Origin of the sequence: Weizmannia acidilactici, assembly GCF_008974225.1 — a bacterium.
In the GTDB taxonomy this organism is placed as follows: Bacteria; Bacillota; Bacilli; order Bacillales; family Bacillaceae_C; genus Weizmannia; species Weizmannia acidilactici.
Window position 1 is genome coordinate 59,513 of record NZ_BKZR01000010.1, and the last position, 22,812, is coordinate 82,324.

Consider the following 22,812-nt stretch of genomic DNA (forward strand, 5'->3'; position numbering starts at 1 on the left):
TACGGGTAGAGCAATGCAGCGCATTTCTTCCGCTTCTTTAATATTGCCTGTATTCAAACGAAATCATACGAAATCCGTGTTTTGTCCCCAACGTCTTATAGATGAACGTAATACAAATGGAAATGAACATACCTACCGATAAAGGAATGTGAAGGCAAGATGAGTATCCACAGTTTTGCTCTTAATAGAAGACATGAGCCGGCTGCAAAGAGGCCGTTTTGCAGCACTTATATCTATGGAGCCGCACCGTGTACGGAAGAAATAGAAGACGAATCATTTTGAATAATACATGAATAAAAATGCATGAATTAAGCCGCATTTATTGTAACCCTACCAGCGGGGAAAATCAACAAAAAAGGAGGGAGATGTTGAAAATCTTTTGGCAGAAAGCGGGGCGCGCTCCTTTGATAAAAAAGGCGCTTTAATGGCCGCAATTCCGTGCCTGTAAAATAGGGGAATGGCGATCCATAAGGCCCCGGCTTGTCCCGTTTTTTCGGGTGCACGCCCTTAAAGTTTCCTGAAACCCGCTATCCGCCCAGGGTTACGCTTTAATGACGAGATTCGGTTTCTTTTTCAAGCTGTGCTGGCCATCAATAAAACGCACCGTCCCGGACTTGGCGCGCATGACGACAGAATGCGTCGATCCATACGGGCCCTTGAACTGGACGCCGCGCAGCAGTTCCCCGTCCGTGACGCCCGTTGCCGCAAAAATGGCATCATCGCCGCAAACAAGGTCGTCCATCCTTAACACTTTGTTTACATCAAGCCCCATGCTGAGACAGCGCTCATATTCCGCATCATTTTGCGGCAAGAGCCGTCCCTGGATTTCACCGCCGAGGCATTTCAGCGCAACAGCCGCAATGACCCCCTCAGGCGCCCCACCGGATCCAAATAAGATGTCAACGCCCGTATGATCAAAGGCGGTATTAATGGCAGCCGCCACGTCCCCGTCATTGATCAGTTTAATGCGGGCTCCGGCCGCACGCAGCTGCGCAATAATTTCTTCATGGCGCGGCCTGTTCAAAACAGTTGCCACCACATCCTCAATGTCCTTGTTTTTCGCTTTTGCCACAGCCTTCAAGTTATCGATGATCGGTGCATCAATATCGATCATCCCAACCGCTTCCGGACCTACCGCGATTTTATCCATATACATATCCGGCGCATGGAGCAGATGCCCGTGGTCTGCAACCGCAAGCACACTAAGCGCATTCCAGCCGCCGGATGCGAGGATATTGGTTCCTTCCAAAGGGTCTACTGCAATATCCACACGGGGGCCGTATCCATTTCCAAGTTTTTCACCGATATACAGCATCGGCGCTTCATCCATCTCCCCTTCCCCAATGACGACTGTCCCTTTCATTGGAATGGTGTCGAATACATCGCGCATTGCGGAAGTTGCAGCATCATCCGCTTCATCTTTCAATCCGCGTCCCATCCATCTGGCTGATGCCAGCGCCGCCGCTTCTGTAACGCGAACCAATTCCATTGACAAACTTCTTTCCATTTTACTACCCCCATAAATAGATGTTTGTAATTAGTATATCACATTTACAAAATTATTGTGTCACAATTTACCCAGTATACGGTATATTTATCAATTTTATGGGGATGGAAAAACCGGCGGCTCAGGAATTTTCCAGATGTTCAATCTCCTTTTGCGACATACCCTCCCGCCAAATGGTGGCGCCAAGGCCATTTAGTTTTTCAACGAGATGGCTGTAACCCCGGTCGATATGGTCCACACCGGTAACTTCCGTGATCCCGTCTGCCATCAGGCCGGCAATGACAAGGGCGGCTCCGGCGCGCAAATCGCTTGCTTTTACTTTTGCACCCTGCAGGCGGACAGGGCCGTTCACAATCGCCGAGCGCCCTTCGACTTTAATATTCGCGCTCATTCGGCGCAGCTCGTCAATATGTTTAAACCGGGCGGAATAGATCGTATCGGTCACAATAGAACTGCCCTCTGCTTTTGTCAGAAGTGCCGTAAAAGGCTGCTGCAGATCGGTCGGAAATCCCGGGTAAACAAGCGTTTTAATGTCGACGGCTTTCAACTTGTCCGGCTTTCCGATAAAAATCTGCTCATCTCCCGTTTCAACCGGGACGCCCATTTCCCTGAGCTTGGCTGTGAGCGATTCGAGGTGCTGCGGGATGACATTGTCAATCAGCACCCCTTCGCCCGTTGCCGCCGCCAAAATCATAAAGGTGCCAGCTTCAATGCGGTCCGGGATAATTGTATGCCGGCAGCCGCTCAAATGCTCAACCCCTTCTATCCGGATCACATCCGTCCCAGCCCCTTTTATTTTTGCCCCCATATTGGTCAGGAGCGTTGCCACATCAATAATTTCCGGTTCTTTCGCCGCGTTTTCGATCACTGTTCTGCCTTTTGCCTTCACCGCCGCGAGCATAATGTTAATCGTCGCACCGACGCTTACAACATCCAAATAAATGCGCGCACCAACAAGCTCATCCGCCCGCAGGTAAATCGCGCCCTGTTCGTTGGTCACTTTTGCGCCCAATGCTTCGAAACCTTTGATATGCTGGTCGATCGGGCGCGGTCCCAGGTGACATCCGCCCGGCAGCCCGATGACCGCCTTTTTGAACCTTCCAAGCATGGCCCCCATCAAGTAATAAGAAGCCCGAAGTTTTTTGACTTTACCGTTCGGCAACGGTATGGAAATCATACGGCGGGGGTCAACCGTAATTTTCCCATCCCGTGCCATCACCTTTCCCCCGATTTCTTCCAGTAAACCGGTTAAAGTCCGGACATCGGAAATTTCAGGCAAGCCTTCTATTGTTACAGGGGATTCCGCCAGTATTGTTGCGGGAATAAGGGCAACAGCACTGTTTTTTGCACCGCTGACTTTAATTGTGCCTTTCAGGGGATATCCACCTGCAATTTTTAGCTTTTCCATGTTAAGCTCCCTTCCTTAACGGGTATAGAAGTCGTTCCCAAACGTTGTCGATATTTCGCATATTCAATTCAACATAAACCATTTCCCAAAAAACTTGCCGGGAATTGTGCATATCCCAGCATCAGCATATCCTATAAGGCTAGAAATCAAACCGTTGCGGAGAAAGCAAGAAATCATGGACAATTTCAAATATTTACTACAACACGTCCTTATTTTTGCGTACGGTTGTTCCAATCGCGCGTAAATTGTTCAATCCCTTTATCTGTCAGCGGGTGTTTGAACAGCTGCACGAGCACTTTATACGGTACCGTTGCGATATGCGCCCCTGCCAGCGCCGCCTGTGTGATGTGCTGCGGATGCCGGATGGAAGCGGCGATGATTTCCGTATCGATATGGTGGATGGAAAAGATTTCTGCAATTTCAGAGATCAGGCGTATGCCGTCATGCCCAATGTCGTCCAGCCTGCCAAGGAACGGCGAAACATAGGAAGCGCCGGCTCTTGCCGCCAGCAATGCCTGGTTGCTGCTGAAAATGAGGGTCACGTTTGTACGGATGCCTTCCTGCGAAAACTGGTGGACCGCTTTCAGCCCTTCTGGCGTCATCGGAACTTTGATGGTAATATTCGGGGCAATCGCCGAAAGCTCTCTCCCTTCTTTTAACATCCCTTCCGCATCCTCGGAGACGACTTCAGCGCTTACAGAACCGGGCACCAAAGCCGTGATTTCTCTTAAACGTTCGTGGAAAGAAACATTCTCTTTTGCGACAAGCGATGGGTTGGTCGTTACACCGGATAAAATCCCCCATTCATTTGCAGCTTTAATTTCCTCGAAATTGGCGGTGTCGATAAAAAATTTCATGTTTCCTCACAGCTCCTTTGATCAGTTCTTATGTACCCAATACAAATATACCACGAAACTAAAAGAAAGTTCAGAAAAACAAACCCGTTTTTTCCACACCGGTATGTATTGGACACGGATGCACCGTTTCCCTGCAAAAAGGGATAAAAATTCGGATGGGTGCTGTTCATTTTCATAACGGCATTACCAAGAAATCTGAGGGAAACACAGGCAAATTCCGCGATGATTCACCATACCCTGCCTTTTAACATAAAGCAAAAAAGGCCCGGCACGCTTGGACAGCGCCAGACCTTCTTTTCCTCAAAGCATTATGCTTTTTGGTTAGAACCGAATTCGCGGATTTTGCCGATAACGGTCTGTTTAATGGTTTCACGTGCAGGCCCGAGATATTTACGCGGATCGTACAAATCCGGATTAGCAGCCAATACTTCGCGGACTGTTTTTGCGGAAGCAATTTGGTTTTCCGTGTTTACGTTGATTTTCGCAGTTCCTAAAGAAATGGCTTTTTTGATGTCGTCTTCAGGAATGCCTGTCCCGCCGTGGAGCACTAACGGCATACCGGTGATTTTGCTGATTTCTTCCATTTCTTTGAAGCCGAGGTTTGGTTCTCCATGGTAAGGGCCGTGTACAGAACCAAGCGCAGGAGCCAAGGCATCAATTTTTGTTGCTTCTACTAATTTCCGGCATTCTTCCGGATCTGCATAGATGATGCCTTTGCCGACAACATCGTCTTCCTGGCCGCCGACAGTACCTAATTCCGCTTCAACGGATACGCCGTGGGCATGGGCATATTCAACCACTTCGGAAGTGATTTTGACGTTTTCTTCAAATGGATGGTGGGAAGCGTCGATCATAACGGAAGTGAAACCTGCATCAATCGCTTTTTTGCAGTTTTCAACAGTGGAACCGTGGTCAAGATGGATCGCAACCGGAACAGTGATGTTCAGGTCTTCCATTAAGCCCTCAACCATTTTTACTACGGTTTTGAAGCCGCTCATGTAACGGCCCGCTCCTTCGGAAACCCCGAGAATCACTGGAGATTTTTCTTCTTCTGCTGCTTGAAGAATAGCTTGGGCATATTCAAGGTTGTTTACGTTGAATTGGCCTACTGCATATTTCCCTTCTTTTGCTTTATTGAGCATTTCAGTCATCGAAACTAAAGGCATGGGTTTTCCTCCTTATCATTTGAGTTAAAAAGATTGCCGGGATAATAATTCATTTTTATAATAAACAATCTTTTTAACTTCATACTTGTATATTGATAATTTCTTATCCATCATATCAAACAAAACTAGGATTTACCAATGAACTTTATTTGTCCGGGAAAAGAAATAAAATTATCAAAATTTTTTGGTTTGAGACTTTTTTCACATTATCCGCTTACATAGCCAAATATTTTTGCACAGCTTCCCGGATATCATCAATGTCAAAAGGCTTCGCAAAGTGATTCAACGCCCCAAAGTCTTTCGCTTCCTCTATCATGTCCAATTCCCCGTAAGCCGTCATGATAATCACGCGGATATCCGGTTTCATTTCTTTCAGCCTTTTTAAAATTTCAATGCCGTTCATGCCGGGGATTTTCATATCCAAAAGGACCAAATCAATTTCCCGATTTGCGGCGAGGTCAAGCGCCTGGGCACCGTTTGCCGCCTGAAAAGTCTCATACCCCTCTTTCTGCAGTACTTCCGTCAGCAAAATCCGGATCCCAAATTGATCGTCGACGATTAAAATATTAGGCTTTCTCATTTTTCCCCTCCGTCACATGACATTTAAACAAAATCTTTATGTATTTTTGGCTCTCAGAAAAATTTTTCCCCTTGTCTTTATGATATAACAAATTATTTCTCTTTCGGATTGTTTTTTTCCTTCTTTTACAAGTGGTAAAATAAAGAAATGACCATATACCGGGTGATGGTGCTGCATTTATTTACCCATTGGAGGGAATGGCAAAACATGTTAAAAATGTTCTCAACGCAATGTGCAGGAATTTTTCAAAAAATACAGCAATCGGAAGAATATGCGCTGGAAGACGGCGCACGCCTGCTCGCACAGGCGGCGGTCGGGGAAGGAAATATTTATATAAAAGGTTGGAAGGAAATGCAGGCGGTGGAAGTGCTTGCATTGGAAGGCCCTGAACCGTTGCGGTGCGCGAAAAAACTTGAAAAACTGGAAGAACTCATCGATGCCGACCGGGTTTTGCTGCTTACCCGTTTTTCCAATGACAAGGAAGCAGCAGAAATGGCAAAACAGCTGAACGACAGCGGCATTCCGTTTATCGCTGTTGCCGGAAAAACGGAAACAGACGGCGAAGATTTGGAGTCCCTTTCCGATGTGTTTATCCAAACGCACGTGGCAAGAGGGCTGATTCCAGGGGAAAACGGCGGTAGGGTCGGCTTTGCTGATACAATGGCGGCGACGTTTATTTATTACGGGCTGCAGTTTGCGATTGACGAAATGATGGCGGATTACGAGGATTAAAAGAATGGCGGAGGAACCGTGAAGAGTCCCTCCGTTTATTCACCTAAATCAAAATCAATTGCATCGATATTCCAGTCTTCGTTTGATTTTGGCGGCTGACCGATTTTTCCACTGTAAAGCAATTTCCCGCTTGCAATTCCATAGGCGGAAAAGTATACCGGGCCCCCGGATTTTCGTGCCAAAACAAGCACATACAGTTTTCCTCCCCTAATCTTTATAGCCGTATTTGGGCCCTGCTCTGCCGGGAAGGTGATATCACGCTTTTTTGCAATGTACGGATATCATATTCAAGCAGCCGTACCCCTTTTGGCAAAACAGCTGCTGTATAAACACTTGATTTTCCGTAAAAATAGCTGCTTTCTGCAGACGTGTTTCCGGAAAAATATTTTGGAAGCCGTATGTTCCTGCTTGTACTAGTCTGATAGTCATAAACTTCAAGTGCCTGATCCACCGTTTTTCCTTTGTCCAACTTTTGTTTCAGCAGGACAATTCCATTATGCGGCTTTTGTGGATTCAGTTCTGTTACCTTGGAATGTTGACCGATTCTGTATTGGTTGTAACGTGCTCTTCTCCCACGAGTTTCTTTAAACGCAGATCTATTGTGTAAAGATGGGGTTCCGGAGAATCGCCGTTTGCCAGAACCTTCAGCTTATGTCCGAATAATTGCACGTCATCTACATATACATAACCTAAACTTTTGAATCCAGGCACTTCCACCTCCATCGTTGATTGATGAAGACTTTTCTTCCGGATGATATCAATCTTCAAATCATATAGACGTGAGAAAGTAAGTCGGGAAAGCGGCCGTCAAATTTTTTAAAAGAAAGCTATATTATTGGTCATTGTTGATTCTCGTAAAATCTGCGGGAAGGCGAGCCTGGACCCGGGAGAGTGGTTCCTGACTGAAGAAACTCGCAACACGGGATGAGCAAAGCAAATTTCGCGAGAATCAACGGTAAAATTTGACAAAGCGCCTAAAAAAAACCCCCGCCGGGAATTTTTATTTCCCAAGCGAGGGTTTTTTTATTGTTTTGCTTTGATCGACGCTTCAATAAACCCTTTAAATAACGGCTGCGGGCGCGTCGGGCGCGATGTGAATTCCGGATGGAACTGGGATGCGACAAACCAAGGATGGTCCTCAAGTTCAATAATTTCAATCAAACGGCCGTCCGGGCTTGTTCCGGAGAAGACGAAACCGGCATGTTCCATTTGCTCGCGGAATTGGTTATTAAATTCATAACGGTGGCGGTGCCGTTCATAAATGACTTCATCCTGGTATGCTTCATACGCTTTGGAGTTTTTTGCCAGCCTGCAAGGATAAAGCCCGAGGCGCAAAGTACCGCCAAGATCTTCAATTTCTTTTTGCTCCGGCAAAAGGTCAATAATCGGATAAGGCGTATCCGGGTTGATTTCAGAAGAATGCGCACCTTTCAAACCAAGCACATTGCGGGCATATTCAATCGAAGCCAACTGCATACCGAGGCAAATGCCGAGGAACGGGATTTTGTTTTCGCGCGCATACTTAATCGCAAGGATTTTCCCTTCGATCCCGCGATCGCCGAAACCACCCGGCACCAAAATGCCATCCGCGTCTTTTAACAGTTCGTCCACATTTCTCTCATTGACATCTTCGGCATTGATCCAGTTGATATCAATGTCCGCATCAAACTGGTAACCGGCATGTTTGAGCGCCTCAGCGACGGAGAGATACGCATCCTGCAGGGTGACATATTTGCCGACAAGCGCAATTTTCACCGTCTTCGAAAGATTCCTTACGCGGTTGACAAGGGCTTTCCACTCGGACATATCCGCTTCAGGGCACTGTAGTTTTAAATGGTCGCAAACAAGCTGGTCCAATTTTTGTTCCTGCAGCATTAGCGGAACGGCATACAAAGTATCGGCATCAATGCACTCTACAACTTCATTCGGCTGAATATCGCAGAACAGCGCAAGTTTATCCTTCATTTCCTGCGAAATCGGCTTTTCCGTCCGCACGACGATAACATTCGGCTGAATCCCGAGGCTCCGCAGTTCTTTCACGCTGTGCTGGGTCGGCTTCGTTTTCAGTTCGCCCGAAGCTTTCAAGTACGGGATTAACGTGCAGTGGATATACATGACATTTTCGATGCCGACATCCGTTTTGATTTGGCGGATCGCTTCCAGGAACGGGAGCGACTCAATATCGCCGACCGTACCGCCGATTTCGGTAATCACTACATCCGCGTTGGTCACTTTGCCGGCGCGGAATACGCGTTCTTTTATTTCATTTGTAATATGCGGGATAACCTGCACGGTTCCGCCGAGATACTCGCCGCGGCGTTCTTTCCGGATGACTTCCGAGTAAACCTTCCCGGTTGTCACGCTGCTGTACTTCGTTAAATTAATATCAATAAAACGTTCATAATGGCCGAGGTCAAGGTCTGTTTCCGCTCCGTCATCCGTTACGAACACTTCACCGTGCTGGTACGGACTCATCGTTCCCGGATCGACGTTGATATACGGATCAAATTTTTGAATCGTAATATTCAGCCCCCGGTTTTTCAAAAGCCGCCCCAATGACGCAGCGGTAATCCCTTTTCCCAACGAGGAAACGACCCCGCCTGTTACAAATATATATTTTGTCACGTGTTGTCCCCTCCTGTAATGTAACTTTATTGTTCACCACAACCTATCGCTTCATCCGCCATCGCCGCGAATTCCGCGCTTTCAACACACGCGGTCCTTCCCTCCAAGCGCTTTCCCGGGAGTCCCGCAACATAAACAAAACCTTTAAAGAGAGCGCCTCCCCGCTTTTTGAAGGGCGGGTTTGCAGTTTTATAAAAAACAAAAAGCCCCTCTTGCAAACAAATTGCAAGGGGGAGCTTATTGATTTGCGATATTCCGTCCTTTTCAAAGGAGCCCAAATAACATACTACCGTTGTCCCGAAAAGAAGTCAAGCCTAATCTCTGTCTTTATCATCAAAGTCTTCATCTTCTTCGTCTTCATCGGCAATTCCGTAATCGTCATCGGAAAGCAACGCTTCGTCCTCAAAGACCTCTTTATCCTCATCAATATCGAAATCATCCGAATCGACAAGGTCTTCTTCATCGATCAAGTCTTCATCTTCCTCTTCTTCATCGGCATACTCATCGTCTTCATCTTCAACGATATCATCGAGATCATCGAAGTCGAGGTCTTCTTCATCGATATAATCATCGTCTTCATCAGGATCTTTTGCCTTTTTCCGTTTTGTTTTGACGGTGTGGGTCACTTCTTCATCAATTTGGTCGACCGGGTACCAGGCGCGGAGCCCCCAATTGTTGTCCCCAAGACTAATAAATTTGCCGTCAATATTTAAATCGGTGTAAAACTGGATCATTTTACTGCGCAATTCTTCATCTGGCAAGCCTAAAATTCCGCCGATTTCAGCAAGCAAATCTTGAAAGGAGATGGTTTGTTTTTTTTCTTCCAATATTTGTTCCGCCAACTCGATAAAAGACATTTCCTTCAGCTCTTCTTTTGGCAACTGTCGCAAGCTCAAGCGTCGCACACCCTTTCTAATTGATCAAACTGGTATATGGCAGGCAAAATGGCAATGCCTTTGCATGATTTTAAAAAAACATACTTACCATTATATACAAAATACAGGCATTTATGCTAGCCCCGCGTCCCTTTCCGGCTGTTTTTATTCCGTGCTTTCATATGGCCGGGGCTCCTGATCAGCCGGTATGCAAGATAAAATAATAAAAAAGACAGAATAAGAAAAGGGATGGCACCAAGATCTTTATTATATAAAAAATACCCAATCGGAAGAAATAATACAAGACCGGTGCATGTTAAAACGATTTTCACTAAAGGAGACAAACAGTCCACATCCCTTTGAAAAAAATAAGCGATGTGATTGGCCCGCTTCCATCGCATCCGCCTTTTGGCAAAAAATCTCTTTTTACCCCTGTCCATTGTACATCCATCCTGCTGAAGGACACAATAAAATTATAGACAGAAAGCTAAATAATTTTCGCAGAAGTGCATCCGGCCTTTGAAACTTGCAAAAAAATCGGCATTGGTCTGCCTAATTTTTTGTGTAGGGGCTATCCCAAAAGCCCGCTTACGCTTAAATAAAAAACACATCGGAATAATCATTGTTCTTAACAAGTTTTCTCTGTTTCTTGTTTACTTTTGATGATCGCGATCCGCGAGCCTCTTCGCACGATGCCGTACTGCGTGCCTCGCCTGGCCCGCTTTTCCCACAGGAATCTCGTAAATATCGTGGTTCAATTATAGCCTTGCATTAAAAAAGGGCTGCCCTCAGGTCAGTTGCTGACTTTTGGACAGTCCATTACGTATCGCCCTCCGCTTTTCTTATTGTCCAGCTCCGGGCGCTATCGGCTAGCGGATTTTACGGCCTCTTCCCTACGATAAGTCAACATCGGCTCGTTACCTCGCCGTGTTTCCTTTATCTCAGTCAGAGGTAAAAAAATCCGTACGCCGATGGGCGAGCGCCCTCCGCTTTTCTCATCACATATTTCTTCTGTACTGGCCGCCGATTTCATAGAGGGTGTTGGTGATTTGTCCGAGGCTTGCGGATTTTACGGCTTCCATGAGCTCCGCGAAAATATTGCCGCCTTCCACAGCCGTTTGTTTTAATTTTTCCAGTGCCGCTTCAGCCTCTCCCTTGTGGCGCGCCTGAAAATCCCGCAAATTTTTAATCTGGAGATCCTTTTCTTCCTTCGTTGCGCGCGCCAGCTGCATATTGTTCACCTCATCTTCGCTTGGCGGGTTCGGATTCAGGAAAGTATTCACGCCGATAATCGGTAGAGTTCCCGAATGCTTCCTGACTTCATACTCCATCGATTCCTCCTGGATTTTCCCCCTTTGATACTGGGTTTCCATGGCGCCGAGCACGCCGCCGCGGTCATTGATCCGCTCAAATTCTTCCAGCACTGCCGCTTCAACAAGATCCGTCAACTCTTCAATAATAAAAGACCCCTGGAGCGGGTTTTCGTTTTTGGACAAACCGTGCTCTTTCGTGATGATCAACTGGATTGCCATTGCGCGGCGCACCGATTCTTCCGTCGGCGTCGTAATCGCTTCATCGTACGCATTCGTATGGAGCGAATTGCAATGGTCCTGAAGCGCCATCAAAGCCTGCAGCGTTGTGCGGATGTCGTTAAAATCAATCTCCTGTGCGTGCAGCGACCGGCCCGAGGTCTGAATATGGTATTTTAGTTTCTGGCTCCGTTCGTTCGCCCCGTATAAATCGCGCATCACAATCGCCCATATTCTCCTGGCGACTCGGCCAATGACCGTATATTCCGGGTCAAGTCCGTTGGAAAAAAAGAAGGACAGGTTCGGGGCAAAGTCGTCAACTTTCATCCCTCTGCTCAAATAATACTCCACATAGGTGAAACCGTTTGCGAGCGTAAAAGCGAGTTGGGAAATCGGATTGGCACCGGCTTCCGCAATATGGTAGCCGGAAATCGACACAGAATAATAATTGCGCACTTTATGTTCGATGAAATATTGCTGGATATCGCCCATCATCCGGAGCGCAAACTCGGTTGAAAAAATACATGTATTCTGGCCCTGGTCTTCTTTTAAAATATCCGCCTGCACTGTGCCTCTGACCGTTTGCAGCGTTTTCCTGCGCACTTCGGAAAATTCCTCCACTGTCAAGGTGCGCCCGAGTTCCGCTTTCTTCTTTTTCACCTGCTGGTCGATCGCCGTATTCATAAACATTGCCAAAATGATCGGCGCCGGACCGTTGATCGTCATCGATACAGAGGTGGAAGGAGCGCAGAGGTCAAAGCCCTCATATAATTTTTTCATATCATCCAATGTGCAGACACTGACGCCCGACTCGCCGACTTTCCCGTAAATATCCGGTCGTTCGTCCGGATCCTCTCCGTACAGCGTCACTGAATCAAAAGCCGTGCTGAGCCGTTTGGCAGGATCATCTTTCGATAAATAATGGAAGCGCCGGTTCGTCCGTTCCGGTGTCCCTTCCCCCGCAAACTGCCGCTTCGGGTCTTCCTCCCGGCGCTTAAACGGGAAAACGCCTGCCGTAAACGGAAATGCCCCGGGCACATTTTCTTTATACGCCCATTTTAAGATTTCGCCTTTATCTTCCCATTTCGGCAGCGCCACTTTCGGAATGGCAAGACCGGATAAACTCGTTGTCCTGATCGCGGTTGTGATTTCTTTATCCCTGATTTTAACCGTAAAGGTCTCACCGCTGTATTTTTCTTTCAGCGCCGGCCAATTTTCGAGGATCGCTTTCGATTCTTCCGTTAACCCTTTTTCCGCTTCGTTGCACAGCGTTTCAAGAAACTCGATGACATCACGTGCCGCCCCGCTTTCTTTTGCAGCTGCAATTGCCCCTTCCAGCTGGAACAGTTTTCTCGCAAGACGGACCTGCTCTTCCGTTTTTTTGTGGTAACGGCGGACCGTCTCCGCAATTTCCCGCAAGTAATGTACGCGGCTTCCCGGGATGATGACATGCTGTTTTCCCGGCGCCTGCTCTTTTGAAAAAGAAGAATGGAAATCTGTTCCTGCTTTCCCGTTGATTTTTTCAATGAGGGCGGCAAACAATGCGTTCGTTCCTGCATCGTTAAACCGGCTGGCAATGGTGCCATATACAGGCATATCGTCAAGCTTTTGGTCAAACAGCATATGGCTGCGCTGGTACTGCTTTTGCACCTGCTTTTTCGCATCTTCAGAACCATTCCGCTCAAATTTGTTGATCACAATCAAATCGGCATAATCAATCATATCGATTTTTTCAAGCTGGGACGGAGCGCCGAATTCGCTTGTCATGACATACATGGCAACATCGGAAACATTAGTGATTTCCGCATCCCCCTGTCCGATTCCGCTCGTTTCGACAAAAATCAAGTCAAATCCAGCCGCTTTGACAATCCGGATCGCATCTTCAATGGCAAGGGAGAGTTCGGAACGGGATGCCCTTGTCGCCAAACTCCGCATATACACGTTCGGGTGGAAAATGGCATTCATCCGGATCCTGTCACCGAGCAATGCCCCGCCCGTTTTTTGTTTCGTAGGGTCAATCGATAAGACGGCAATTTTTTTATCCGGATTATCACGGAGAAAACGGCGGATCAGTTCATCGGTCAATGAGCTTTTCCCTGCGCCGCCGGTTCCGGTAATGCCCACGACCGGCGCTTCCCGGACAGCTGACGCAACGGATTCAAGTCCGGCGAGCGCTTCCTGGTGGTTTAAGTGATTTTCCGCATACGAAATCAGCCTGGCAACGGATTTAATCCGCCCTTCTTTTAAACGTCTGGCTTCTTTTTCGAAATCCTCTTCCGTAATCGTAGGTCGGTCGCACTCCCGGAGCATAATATTGATCATCCCTTGGAGGCCGAGCTTTCTGCCGTCCTCGGGTGAAAAGATACGTGCGATGCCGTATTCGTGTAGCTCTTTGATCTCGCGCGGAATGATCACGCCCCCGCCGCCGCCGTATATGCAGATATGGGAAGCATCATTTTCCTGCAGTAGATCATACATATACTTAAAAAATTCGAGATGGCCTCCCTGGTAAGACGAAACGGCGATGCCCTGGGCGTCTTCCTGGATTGCTGCCTGGACGATTTCGCGGGCTGAGCGGTTATGCCCCAGATGGATCACTTCGGCACCGCTCGCCTGCAGGATCCTCCGCATAATATTGATGGAAGCATCATGACCGTCAAACAGACTGGAAGCTGTAACAAACCGGACCGCATGTTTCGGGTGGTATACTTCTACAGCAGCCATAGAATCCCCCTATCTTTTAGAGATTGGAAAACAACAGGTTCGTTTGCAGCTCAATATAATCATCAATCGTAAACTTCTTTTTAAATGCCCAACGGCGGAAAGCCCACATCTCGCCCTGGACAAAAATATTATGGGCGAGCATCTCCACGTGTTTTTCATCCAAATTAAGTTCGCCGTTTTCGACGCATTTTCGGATCATCGTTTCAAACATGCCGACCATTTCCAGTTCTTTTTTCAGGACATAAGGCAGCGCTTCTTTCGTCAGCGATTTTGCTTCCTGGTACATGACGAGCACTTCATCCTGCAGTTCATCGACAATCCGGAAATAATGGGCAATGCCAAGCTTCAGACTTTCAAGCGTCCCCTGCCCGGCATCCATGCCGAGCAGCCTTTCGCGCACTTCATCGTAAATCCGGTCGCACACCAAATACAGCACATCTTCTTTTGCACGGATATATTCATAAAGCGTACCGATGCTAAAACCTGACTTATTTGCAATTTCCCGTGTTGTCGTCCGGTGGAATCCTTTTTCTTTAAAAAGCGATACAGCCGCATTGATCATTTGGTTTCTGCGCAGTTCAACCAATTTTTCATCCCTTACTGATGCCGGAACAATTTTCTTTTGGCTCACAAACGGTCTCCCTTCTTCAACAAGCGGTCCATTCCGTCAGTCTCTTATCAGCATTCTAGAAATGACAAGTCTTTGGATTTCCTGCGTCCCTTCATAGATTTGCGTTATTTTGGCATCGCGCATAAACCGCTCAACCGGATAGTCTTTCGTATAGCCGTAGCCCCCGAAAATCTGGACAGCTTCCGTCGTTACTTTCATCGCGGTGTCTCCGGCAAACAGTTTCGACATAGCTGATTCTTTCCCGTACGGCAGGCCGTTCGATTCAAGCCAGGCAGCTTGATATGTTAACAGTCTTGCAGCTTCCACAGCGGTTGCCATATCGGCAAGTTTGAAGGATATGCCCTGGTTGGCCGCAATCGGTTTGCCGAACTGCTTCCGTTCTTTCGCATAGGCAACGGCCGCATCGAGCGCGCCCTGGGCAATGCCGACTGCCTGCGCCGCGATGCCGTTGCGCCCGCCGTCAAGCGTCATCATGGCGATTTTAAAACCTTGCCCTTCTTCCCCTAACAAATTTTCTTCCGGCACAATGCAATCTTCAAAAATAATTTCCGTTGTCGTAGAAGAACGGATGCCCATTTTCTTTTCTTTTTTGCCTGTTGAAAAACCCGGAAAAATTTTTTCTATAATGAAGGCACTTGTTCCGTGGTGTTTGCTTGAAGGATCCGTCAGGGCAAACACAATATAAATATCTGCCACACCGCCGTTTGTTATAAAAATCTTTGAACCGTTTAAAACATAATGGTCCCCTTCACGCCGTGCCGTTGTCACCATCGAGCCCGCATCTGAACCCGATCCCGGTTCGGTCAAGCCGTAAGCACCAATTTTTTCACCGCGGGCAAGCGGAGTAAGGTATTTCTGTTTTTGTTCTTCAGTCCCGAATTTAAACAGCGGCCAGCTGGCAAGCGAAGTATGCGCCGACAATGTGACGCCGGTCGAGGCACACACGCGCGACAGCTCCTCCACCGCAATGCAGTAGGCCAAAAAATCGCTCCCGATCCCCCCGTACTGTTCCGGCCAGGGGATGCCCGTCAAGCCGAGTTCCGCCATTTTATCAAAGATTGAACGGTCAAATCGTTCATTTTCATCGCGTTCCGCCGCTGTCGGCGCCACTTCTTTCACCGCAAAGTCGCGCACCATTTTCCGAATCATTTGATGTTCTTCATTCAGACGAAAGTCCATTTATTCTCCCCCCCATTGATGATTTGCGGAACCAGAATAGCCCCTTTTACCGTAAGAACTGATTGCTGATCACCATTTTTTGGATTTCACTTGTGCCTTCGTAAATTTGTGTAATTTTTGCATCACGGAAGTACCGTTCAAGCGGATAATCTTCCGTATAACCGTTTCCGCCGAAAATCTGCATCGCTGCAATTGCCGTATCGACCGCCGTTTGAGAAGCAAACAGTTTGGCCATCGATGCTTCTTTTTTGCAGTCCAAGCCCCTGCTCCGTAAATGCGATGCCCGGTAGACAAGCAGTTTACTTGCTTCGATGCGTGTAGCTATATCGGCCAGTTTAAACCCGACCCCTTGAAACTCATGAACCGGGCGGCCGAACTGCCAGCGGTTTTTCGCATATTGAAGCGAAAGCCCGTAAGCGCCTTCCGCAATGCCCAATGCCTGCGCCGCAATCCCGATCCGGCCCGCGTCCAGGTTGGCCATGGCAATTTTTAAGCCTTCCCCTTCTTTTCCGAGCCGGTTTTCAGCCGGAACATGCAGATTTTCAAAATGAAGTTGAACCGTTTTTGACCCGTGCAGGCCCATTTTTTTCTCTTCTTTACCGACCCGGAAGCCCGGCATGTTTTTCTCAACGATAAATGCGGTAATGCTACCGTCTTCCGTCCGGGTAAATACGATGTACGTATCCGCTTCTCCCCCGTTTGTAACGAACATTTTTGAACCGTTTATCACATAAGAATCACGTTTCCTGACTGCCTTCGTTTTAAGGTTTTTCGCATCCGAACCCGCATCGGCTTCTGTCAGGCAAAAAGCGCCTAAATATTCCCCGCTTGCCAATTTCGGCAAATATTTCCCTTTTTGCGCCTCATTCCCGAAATACAAAATCGGGTTTGTGCCGACCGAAGAGTGGACGGAGAGGATCACGCCGATTGTTGCGCTGACTTTTGAAATTTCATGGATAGCCAATATATAGGATGTGAAATCCAGCCCGGCCCCGCCGTATTTTTCGGGCACCGTCATCCCCATTAGGCCGAAGGATGCCATCTTATGAAGAATCTCCCGTGGAAACCAACCTTTTTCCATCCTGCCAACGAGCGGCAAAATTTCTTTTTCCGCAAAATCACGCACCATTTTTCTCAACAAAAGCTGTTCTTCCGTAAAATGAAAGTCCATCGCGCGGCCCCCTTTTTGGGTGGTCATTCATACGTATAGAAACCTCTCCCTGTTTTTCTGCCGAGCCACCCGGCATTGACGTATTTCCGCAGGAGCGGGCAAGGGCGGTATTTATCGTCACCGAACCCTTCGTGCAAGGTTTCCATAATATACAAACAAGTGTCGAGCCCGATAAAGTCCGCCAACGTAAGCGGGCCCATTGGATGGTTCATGCCAAGTTTCATCACTTCATCAATTGCTTCTTTTGTGGCGACCCCTTCATAAAGGGTGTAAACCGCTTCATTGATCATCGGCATTAAAACCCGGTTGGAAACGAAGCCCGGAAAATCATTGACTTCAACCGCCGTCTTCCCGAGCGCCGCGGCGGTATCATACACTTTTTCGTACACCTGGTCGCTTGTTACGAGCCCGCGGATAATTTCCACTAGCTTCATCACCGGAACAGGATTCATAAAATGCATACCGATCACATTTTCCGGCCTGTCTGTCACAGCAGCCAGCTCCGTAATCGGCAAGGATGAAGTGTTGGTCGCAAGCACGACATCCTTTGGCGCAATCCCGCTCAGCTGCTTAAAAATCTCTTTTTTTACTTTCATATTTTCGGTTGCCGCTTCAACAACCATTTCGGCCCCGGCAGCGTCCTCCAGGCTTGTGGAAGGGGTGAGGCGGGATAAAACCGCGTCCCTTTCTTCACTGGAAAGTTTTTGTTTTTCCACTTGGTGTGCCAAATTTTTCCGGATGGCTGCCAGACCCCTCTCAATCAGTTCCGTTTGAAGGTCATTTAAATATACGTGCCAACCCGCCTGCGCAAAAACCTGGGCAATCCCGGACCCCATCTGCCCAGCCCCGATCACTATGACAGTCTGTTTTTCCATTCTGATCACCTCTCACTGTACTTCAATCATGACGGCATCACCCTGCCCGCCGCCGGAGCAGATCGCCGCGATGCCAATTCCCCCACCGCGCCGTTTCAGCTCGTGGGCAAGGGTCAAAATGATGCGCGTGCCGCTTGCCCCGATCGGGTGTCCTAAAGCTACCGCACCCCCGTTTACATTGACTTTTTCGAGATCAAGCTGTGCAATTTTACTGCTGGCAAGCGCAACTGCGGCAAATGCTTCATTGATTTCAAACAAATTAATTTCTTCCAGCTTTCTCCCGGTCTTCTCTAGAATTTCATTGATTACAAGCCCAGGTGTTTGTGGAAAGTGCTGCGCCTCGACCGCCACTTCCGCATGGGCGATAATTGTGGCAAGCGGTTTCAATCCTTCTTTTGCGGCGCGCTCCCCGCTCATCAGCACTAGTGCGGCTGCGCCGTCATTGACCCCCGGCGCATTGCCCGCTGTAATGGTGCCGTCTTGATCAAAGGCAGGCGGCAGCTGCGACAGCTTTTCCAGTGTCGTATCCGGGCGCGGCGGCTCGTCATGTTCCACCAGCAGAGCAGGCCCTTTTCTTTGCGGCACTTCGACCGGTACGATTTCTTCGGCAAATTTCCCGGCCTGGATCGCTTCCAATGCTTTTTGGTGGCTCCTTAATGCCCAACGGTCCTGGAATTCCCTTGAAAGTTCGAATGCTTCCGCTGTCCGGTTTCCATATGTGCCCATATGTACACCTGAAAAAGCACAGGTCAAGCCGTCATGCGTCATCATATCTTTAAGCTGCACATCACCCATTTTCAATCCCCATCTTCCTTTCGGCAGGAAGTATGGGGCGTTCGACATCGATTCCATGCCGCCGGCCACGATCACTTCCCCATCCCCGGAGCGGATAATCTGGTCCGCGAGCGTTACGCTTCTCATCCCGGAAGCACACACTTTGTTAATCGTTTCCGTTTTGACTTCCCACGGGATCCCGGCGTATCTCGCCGCCTGCCTGGACGGGAGTTGGCCCTGGCCGCCCTGCAGGACATTTCCCATAATGACTTCATCCACATCGCCGCTTTGGACACCTGCCTTTTCCAAAACGCTTTTGATGGCAATCCCGCCAAGCTGGGATGCCGTCAAACTGCTCAATTTTCCCCCGAATTTGCCAAAGGGCGTACGTGCCCCGCTCACAATGACCGTTTTCAACCATCTTCTCCCCTTTAATTAAAATATTTTGTAAGCGCCCAAAAATGAACGAACGCTCGGTCAACCGAAACGCGGAGGCGCCTCAAACCAAGGTTCAAATAAAACGGCGGAGAAACTTCCCCAAACTTTTGCATGCTGCCTCCCAAGTTTGCCATTCTCCGCCGTTATCGTATGATGTTGCTCGATTAAGATACTGCAGTTGCCCGCCCCGGCACGCCGCAAACCGAAAGTTCAAGAATTTCCGCCACATCAAGCGTTTTGACCTTGTCTTCCACTTCTTTTGCTTTCGTGCCGTCGGACAGCATCGTCAGACAGTACGGGCATTCCGTGCTGATGACGGTTGGATTGACGGCAAGCGCCTGCTCCGTGCGTGCCACATTAATCCGGTGCCCGGTATCTTCTTCCATCCACATTAAGCCGCCGCCGGCCCCGCAGCACATCGCCGTTTCACGGTTCCGTTCCATTTCCACCAGCTTTACGCCCGGAATCATTTTTAAGATTTCGCGCGGCTGGTTATAAATATCATTGTATCTGCCAAGATAGCAGGAATCATGGAACGTTACAGCCTCATTCACTTCATATTTCGGTTTTAAGCGTCCTTCCTTAAGCAGCTGGTACAGCACCTCGGTATGGTGGTACACTTCCCCTTCAAACCCGAAATCCTTATATTCCTTCTTAAACGTATTGTATGCGTGCGGGTCAATCGTTACGATTTTTTTCACACCGTTTTTTTCAAACTCGGCAATATTCTGGCCGGCCAGCTCCTGGAATAAAAATTCATTTCCAAGCCTGCGAGCCGTATCCCCGGAGTTTTTCTCCTTATTGCCGAGGATGGCAAATTTGACGCCTGCTTCATTGAGCAGCTTCGCAAACGACTGTGCGATTTTCTGGCTGCGGCTGTCATAGGAGCCCATCGAACCGACCCAGAATAAATATTCAAATTCCTCACCGGATTTTTTCATTTCTTTTACGGTCGGCACTTGGATATCCTCCCGCCCTTCGCGCCATGTTTCCCGCTCTTTCCGGTTCAGCCCCCAAGGGTTGCCCTGCCGCTCAATGTTCTGCATCGCCCGCTGCGCATCCGGGTTCACTTTCCCTTCCGTCAGCACAAGATAGCGCCTGAGGTCGATAATCTTTTCGACATGCTCGTTCATTACCGGGCACTGGTCTTCACAGTTCCGGCATGTCGTGCACGCCCAGATCTCTTCTTCCGTAATAACATCGCCGATTAGGCTTGGCCGGTAAGAAAGAGCAGCTGCCGCCTCTTCAGCCCCCCGGGTTGCGCTTGCCATTGCGAGCTGGTTCCCTTTCGTATGCGAAAAAGCGAAGGCCGGAACCCACGGCTGCTTGGACGTGACAGCCGCACCGTAATTCGTTAAATGATCCCTTAATTTAATGATCAGATCCATCGGCGAAAGCATCTTGCCTGTCCCGGTCGCCGGGCACATATTCGTGCAACGCCCGCATTCGACGCACGCATACAGATCGACAAGCTGCAGCTGCGTGAAGTCCTGGATTTTGCCGACCCCGAAGCTTTCCTGCGACTCATCCTCAAAATCGATCGGGCGGAGCTTGCCGACATCATCAAGCCGGTTCAGGTACACATTCGCCGGCCCAGCAATCAAGTGGGCATGCTTCGACTGCGGAATGTAGACGAGGAACGTCAAAAGCAGCAGCAGGTGCATCCACCATGCAATGTAAAAGACAACAGCCGCTGCTCGGGGCCCGATCCAGTCGAAAGCCGCGGCAAGTGCTGATGCGACCGGTTCCGTCCATGACAGTTCCTCCTGGTGCCAGATGAGACCCATGCCGCCTCCGACAAGGACGGAAACCATCAACCCGCCGATAAAAATAAGCACAAGCCCCGCTTTAAAATCCCGTTTCAGGCGCACGAGCTTTTCAATATAGCGGCGGTAATACGCCCAGCCGACCGCAAATAAAATGACGAGCGTGACGATTTCCTGGAAAAAGGTAAATCCAGGATAAAGCAGCCCGAGCGGCAAGTGCGTGCCCGGCGCAAGCCCCTTCCAAATAAAATCGATGGCGCCGAATTGGACGAGAATGAACCCGTAAAACATCATGACGTGGATGGCGCCGCTTTTTTTATCTTTGAGCAGCTTTTTCTGCCCGAAGACATACACCCAGATTTTCTTGAGCCGCTCCTTTACGTTATTGTCAAATTCCTGCTTCTTCCCCAATTTGATATACTGCACCCTTGTCCTCACCAAATAAACAAACAGGCCAATACCGTAAGCGGTTACAGACAGGAATGCAATCCAGTTCAACCATAATAAAATGTGCATCTTTCCCCCGACACTCCCTTCGATCATTCGTGCTGCACGTTAAGGAAAACAGGAAATTTTCCGAATCTTGCTTACTCCTATTATATAATGAATGAGCATTCAGTCAATCCTTTTTTTGATTTTTTTAAGATTTTCTGAAAAGACGTTTCCCATTTTGTGTGTTATCCATATGTAAAATCGGCGCCTTTTGGGTAGACTAACGGATATGAACATCTGTGAAACGGGGAAAATGATATGATCTTGCTTTTGTCTCTCTCAGCGGCAGCAGCACTCGTCATCTGGCTCATTACCGATTACACGCTCGGAAAAAAACATTTTTGCAGCATTTGCCATAAGCGGGAATATCCCATCCGGGCAGGCGACTTTACCATTTTTACGTCCGGGGAAGATTTATTTCCGCAATATTTTTCCGATATCGGAAACGCAAAAGAAAGCATCTATGTCCTTTTTTATATTGTGAATAATGACGGCATCAGCCGGGATCTATTCAACCTTTTGGCAAAAAAAGCGCGGGAAGATATTGATGTCAAGGTGCTGCTCGATTGGGCGGGCAGCCGCCGGGTCACGAAAAAAATGATCTCGCAGCTCGAACAAGCGGGCGCATCTTTTGCCGTCAGCCACCGGCCAACATTCCCGTTTTTCTTTTTTTCGCTCCAGCAGCGGAACCATAGGAAAATCACCGTGATTGACGGAAAGATTGGCTATATCGGCGGATTTAATGTCGGAAAAGAATACATTGGTGAAAATCCGGCACTTTCTCCTTGGCGGGATTATCATTTCCGCTTGACAGGTGGGAGCATCGGCGATTTGCAGCAGGAATTTATCTTAAATTGGAACGAAGCCGCCAAAGAGAAAATGTCCGCTGCAATGGCGGTAACACCCCGTGCCGAAACGGAGGGATTGCGCCACCAAATCATTCCGACAGAAGGGATTGACCTTGAGGATTTGTTGTGCGGGCTGATTGACCGGGCGCGCTCCTCCATTTTTATCGGCTCGCCTTATTTTATTCCGACCGCGAAAATCCAAAAAAAACTGGTCAGGGCGTTGGAGCGCGGCGTAAAATTGGTGGTGCTCGCGCCCGGAAAAGCCGACCATATGCTTGTAAAAGAGGCCGCTTTCCGGTTTTTCCGCGAACTGCTCAAAAAAGGGGCGGAAATTTATTTATTCAACCCCGGTTTTTATCATGCCAAAATTGTGATCATAGACGAAGCCGTCTGCGATATCGGGACTGCCAATTTCGACCGACGCAGCGTACTTTTGAACCTTGAAATCAACTGCCTCGTTTATGATGCCGGCTTTATTCAAAAAATGCGCGAGGTGTTCATGGAAGATACCAGGCACGCCATCCCGCTCACACTTGAAGATATCAACCACCCCGGCTGGTTTTCAAAAGCAAAAGAGTGGGGCGCACGGGCAATTGAAGAATTTTTATAAAATCCATCAACATCATCATAAAAAA

General features: G+C 48.4%; 18 protein-coding genes. 2 read left to right on the forward strand and 16 right to left on the reverse strand.

Annotated elements, in window-relative coordinates:
* Positions 1-541: 541 nt before the first annotated feature.
* The 5 genes from glpX to GBH70_RS05495 all read right to left on the reverse strand — a co-directional run bounded on the left by glpX (position 542) and on the right by GBH70_RS05495 (position 5,518).
* Positions 542-1,507 carry a class II fructose-bisphosphatase gene (gene glpX / locus GBH70_RS05475; RefSeq protein ID WP_151680098.1) on the reverse strand — a complete coding sequence of 322 codons (966 nt, stop codon included), beginning with the start codon at positions 1,505-1,507 and terminating at the stop codon, positions 542-544.
* 121 nt (positions 1,508-1,628) lie between these two features.
* Positions 1,629-2,915, reverse strand: a complete 1,287-nt coding sequence (murA, locus tag GBH70_RS05480) for a UDP-N-acetylglucosamine 1-carboxyvinyltransferase (protein ID WP_151680099.1) — start codon at positions 2,913-2,915, stop codon at positions 1,629-1,631.
* Positions 2,916-3,124: 209 nt separating this feature from the next.
* On the reverse strand, positions 3,125-3,772 hold the full coding sequence (gene fsa, locus GBH70_RS05485; RefSeq protein ID WP_151680100.1) for a fructose-6-phosphate aldolase: 648 nt from the start codon (positions 3,770-3,772) through the stop codon (positions 3,125-3,127).
* A gap of 308 nt (positions 3,773-4,080) precedes the next feature.
* Entirely contained in the window at positions 4,081-4,938 is an 858-nt protein-coding gene (locus GBH70_RS05490; RefSeq protein WP_151680101.1) for a class II fructose-bisphosphate aldolase, read from the reverse strand.
* A gap of 214 nt (positions 4,939-5,152) precedes the next feature.
* Positions 5,153-5,518, reverse strand: coding sequence for a response regulator (locus tag GBH70_RS05495; protein ID WP_151680102.1), 366 nt, complete (start codon positions 5,516-5,518; stop codon positions 5,153-5,155).
* Between the two features lie 147 nt (positions 5,519-5,665).
* Here GBH70_RS05495 and GBH70_RS05500 point away from each other — a divergent pair, with 147 nt between their 5' ends.
* Positions 5,666-6,250 (forward strand): DUF2529 family protein, encoded by a 585-nt coding sequence (locus GBH70_RS05500; protein ID WP_253693526.1) that lies wholly within the window; start codon positions 5,666-5,668, stop codon positions 6,248-6,250.
* Positions 6,251-6,285: 35 nt separating this feature from the next.
* Here GBH70_RS05500 and GBH70_RS16670 read toward each other — a convergent pair whose 3' ends face one another.
* The 11 genes from GBH70_RS16670 to GBH70_RS05555 all read right to left on the reverse strand — a co-directional run bounded on the left by GBH70_RS16670 (position 6,286) and on the right by GBH70_RS05555 (position 21,353).
* Positions 6,286-6,441 carry a hypothetical protein gene (locus GBH70_RS16670; RefSeq protein WP_172967448.1) on the reverse strand — a complete coding sequence of 52 codons (156 nt, stop codon included), beginning with the start codon at positions 6,439-6,441 and terminating at the stop codon, positions 6,286-6,288.
* Positions 6,442-7,273: 832 nt separating this feature from the next.
* Positions 7,274-8,875 (reverse strand): CTP synthase, encoded by a 1,602-nt coding sequence (gene pyrG / locus GBH70_RS05505; RefSeq protein ID WP_151680103.1) that lies wholly within the window; start codon positions 8,873-8,875, stop codon positions 7,274-7,276.
* A 26-nt stretch (positions 8,876-8,901) separates the two neighbouring features.
* Positions 8,902-9,153, reverse strand: a complete 252-nt coding sequence (locus GBH70_RS05510; RefSeq protein ID WP_151680104.1) for a hypothetical protein — start codon at positions 9,151-9,153, stop codon at positions 8,902-8,904.
* A 36-nt stretch (positions 9,154-9,189) separates the two neighbouring features.
* Positions 9,190-9,771, reverse strand: coding sequence for a DNA-directed RNA polymerase subunit delta (rpoE, locus tag GBH70_RS05515; RefSeq protein WP_151680105.1), 582 nt, complete (start codon positions 9,769-9,771; stop codon positions 9,190-9,192).
* Between the two features lie 977 nt (positions 9,772-10,748).
* Complete coding sequence (gene icmF, locus GBH70_RS05525) at positions 10,749-14,003, reverse strand: fused isobutyryl-CoA mutase/GTPase IcmF (protein WP_151680107.1); 3,255 nt, start codon at positions 14,001-14,003, stop codon at positions 10,749-10,751.
* Between the two features lie 16 nt (positions 14,004-14,019).
* Positions 14,020-14,634, reverse strand: a complete 615-nt coding sequence (locus tag GBH70_RS05530; RefSeq protein WP_151680108.1) for a TetR/AcrR family transcriptional regulator — start codon at positions 14,632-14,634, stop codon at positions 14,020-14,022.
* Positions 14,635-14,670: 36 nt separating this feature from the next.
* Complete coding sequence (locus GBH70_RS05535; RefSeq protein WP_151680109.1) at positions 14,671-15,813, reverse strand: acyl-CoA dehydrogenase; 1,143 nt, start codon at positions 15,811-15,813, stop codon at positions 14,671-14,673.
* Positions 15,814-15,859: 46 nt separating this feature from the next.
* Positions 15,860-16,984: an acyl-CoA dehydrogenase gene (locus GBH70_RS05540; protein WP_151680110.1), complete on the reverse strand. Its 1,125-nt coding sequence runs from the start codon at positions 16,982-16,984 to the stop codon at positions 15,860-15,862.
* A gap of 23 nt (positions 16,985-17,007) precedes the next feature.
* A complete protein-coding gene (locus tag GBH70_RS05545) occupies positions 17,008-17,859 on the reverse strand; it encodes a 3-hydroxybutyryl-CoA dehydrogenase (protein WP_151680111.1) in 852 nt (283 codons plus the stop codon).
* 12 nt (positions 17,860-17,871) lie between these two features.
* Positions 17,872-19,050, reverse strand: a complete 1,179-nt coding sequence (locus GBH70_RS05550) for an acetyl-CoA C-acetyltransferase (RefSeq protein ID WP_151680112.1) — start codon at positions 19,048-19,050, stop codon at positions 17,872-17,874.
* Positions 19,051-19,235: 185 nt separating this feature from the next.
* Positions 19,236-21,353 (reverse strand): (Fe-S)-binding protein, encoded by a 2,118-nt coding sequence (locus GBH70_RS05555; RefSeq protein WP_172968283.1) that lies wholly within the window; start codon positions 21,351-21,353, stop codon positions 19,236-19,238.
* Between the two features lie 234 nt (positions 21,354-21,587).
* Here GBH70_RS05555 and GBH70_RS05560 point away from each other — a divergent pair, with 234 nt between their 5' ends.
* On the forward strand, positions 21,588-22,787 hold the full coding sequence (locus GBH70_RS05560; RefSeq protein ID WP_151680114.1) for a phospholipase D-like domain-containing protein: 1,200 nt from the start codon (positions 21,588-21,590) through the stop codon (positions 22,785-22,787).
* Positions 22,788-22,812: the final 25 nt, after the last annotated feature.

What these genes read in the sequence shown, in the direction of transcription:
- murA (WP_151680099.1), bottom strand. Translation starts at nt 2,915, where the DNA reads ATGGAAAAGCTAAAAATTGCAGGTGGATATCCCCTGAAAGGCACAATT.
- GBH70_RS05500 (WP_253693526.1), top strand. Translation starts at nt 5,666, where the DNA reads ATGACCATATACCGGGTGATGGTGCTGCATTTATTTACCCATTGGAGG.
- icmF (WP_151680107.1), bottom strand. Translation starts at nt 14,003, where the DNA reads ATGGCTGCTGTAGAAGTATACCACCCGAAACATGCGGTCCGGTTTGTT.
- GBH70_RS05495 (WP_151680102.1), bottom strand. Translation starts at nt 5,518, where the DNA reads ATGAGAAAGCCTAATATTTTAATCGTCGACGATCAATTTGGGATCCGG.
- GBH70_RS05490 (WP_151680101.1), bottom strand. Translation starts at nt 4,938, where the DNA reads ATGCCTTTAGTTTCGATGACTGAAATGCTCAATAAAGCAAAAGAAGGG.
- GBH70_RS05540 (WP_151680110.1), bottom strand. Translation starts at nt 16,984, where the DNA reads ATGGACTTTCATTTTACGGAAGAACAGCTTTTGTTGAGAAAAATGGTG.
- glpX (WP_151680098.1), bottom strand. Translation starts at nt 1,507, where the DNA reads ATGGAAAGAAGTTTGTCAATGGAATTGGTTCGCGTTACAGAAGCGGCG.
- GBH70_RS05545 (WP_151680111.1), bottom strand. Translation starts at nt 17,859, where the DNA reads ATGGAAAAACAGACTGTCATAGTGATCGGGGCTGGGCAGATGGGGTCC.
- GBH70_RS05535 (WP_151680109.1), bottom strand. Translation starts at nt 15,813, where the DNA reads ATGGACTTTCGTCTGAATGAAGAACATCAAATGATTCGGAAAATGGTG.
- GBH70_RS05555 (WP_172968283.1), bottom strand. Translation starts at nt 21,353, where the DNA reads ATGCACATTTTATTATGGTTGAACTGGATTGCATTCCTGTCTGTAACC.
- fsa (WP_151680100.1), bottom strand. Translation starts at nt 3,772, where the DNA reads ATGAAATTTTTTATCGACACCGCCAATTTCGAGGAAATTAAAGCTGCA.
- GBH70_RS05560 (WP_151680114.1), top strand. Translation starts at nt 21,588, where the DNA reads ATGATCTTGCTTTTGTCTCTCTCAGCGGCAGCAGCACTCGTCATCTGG.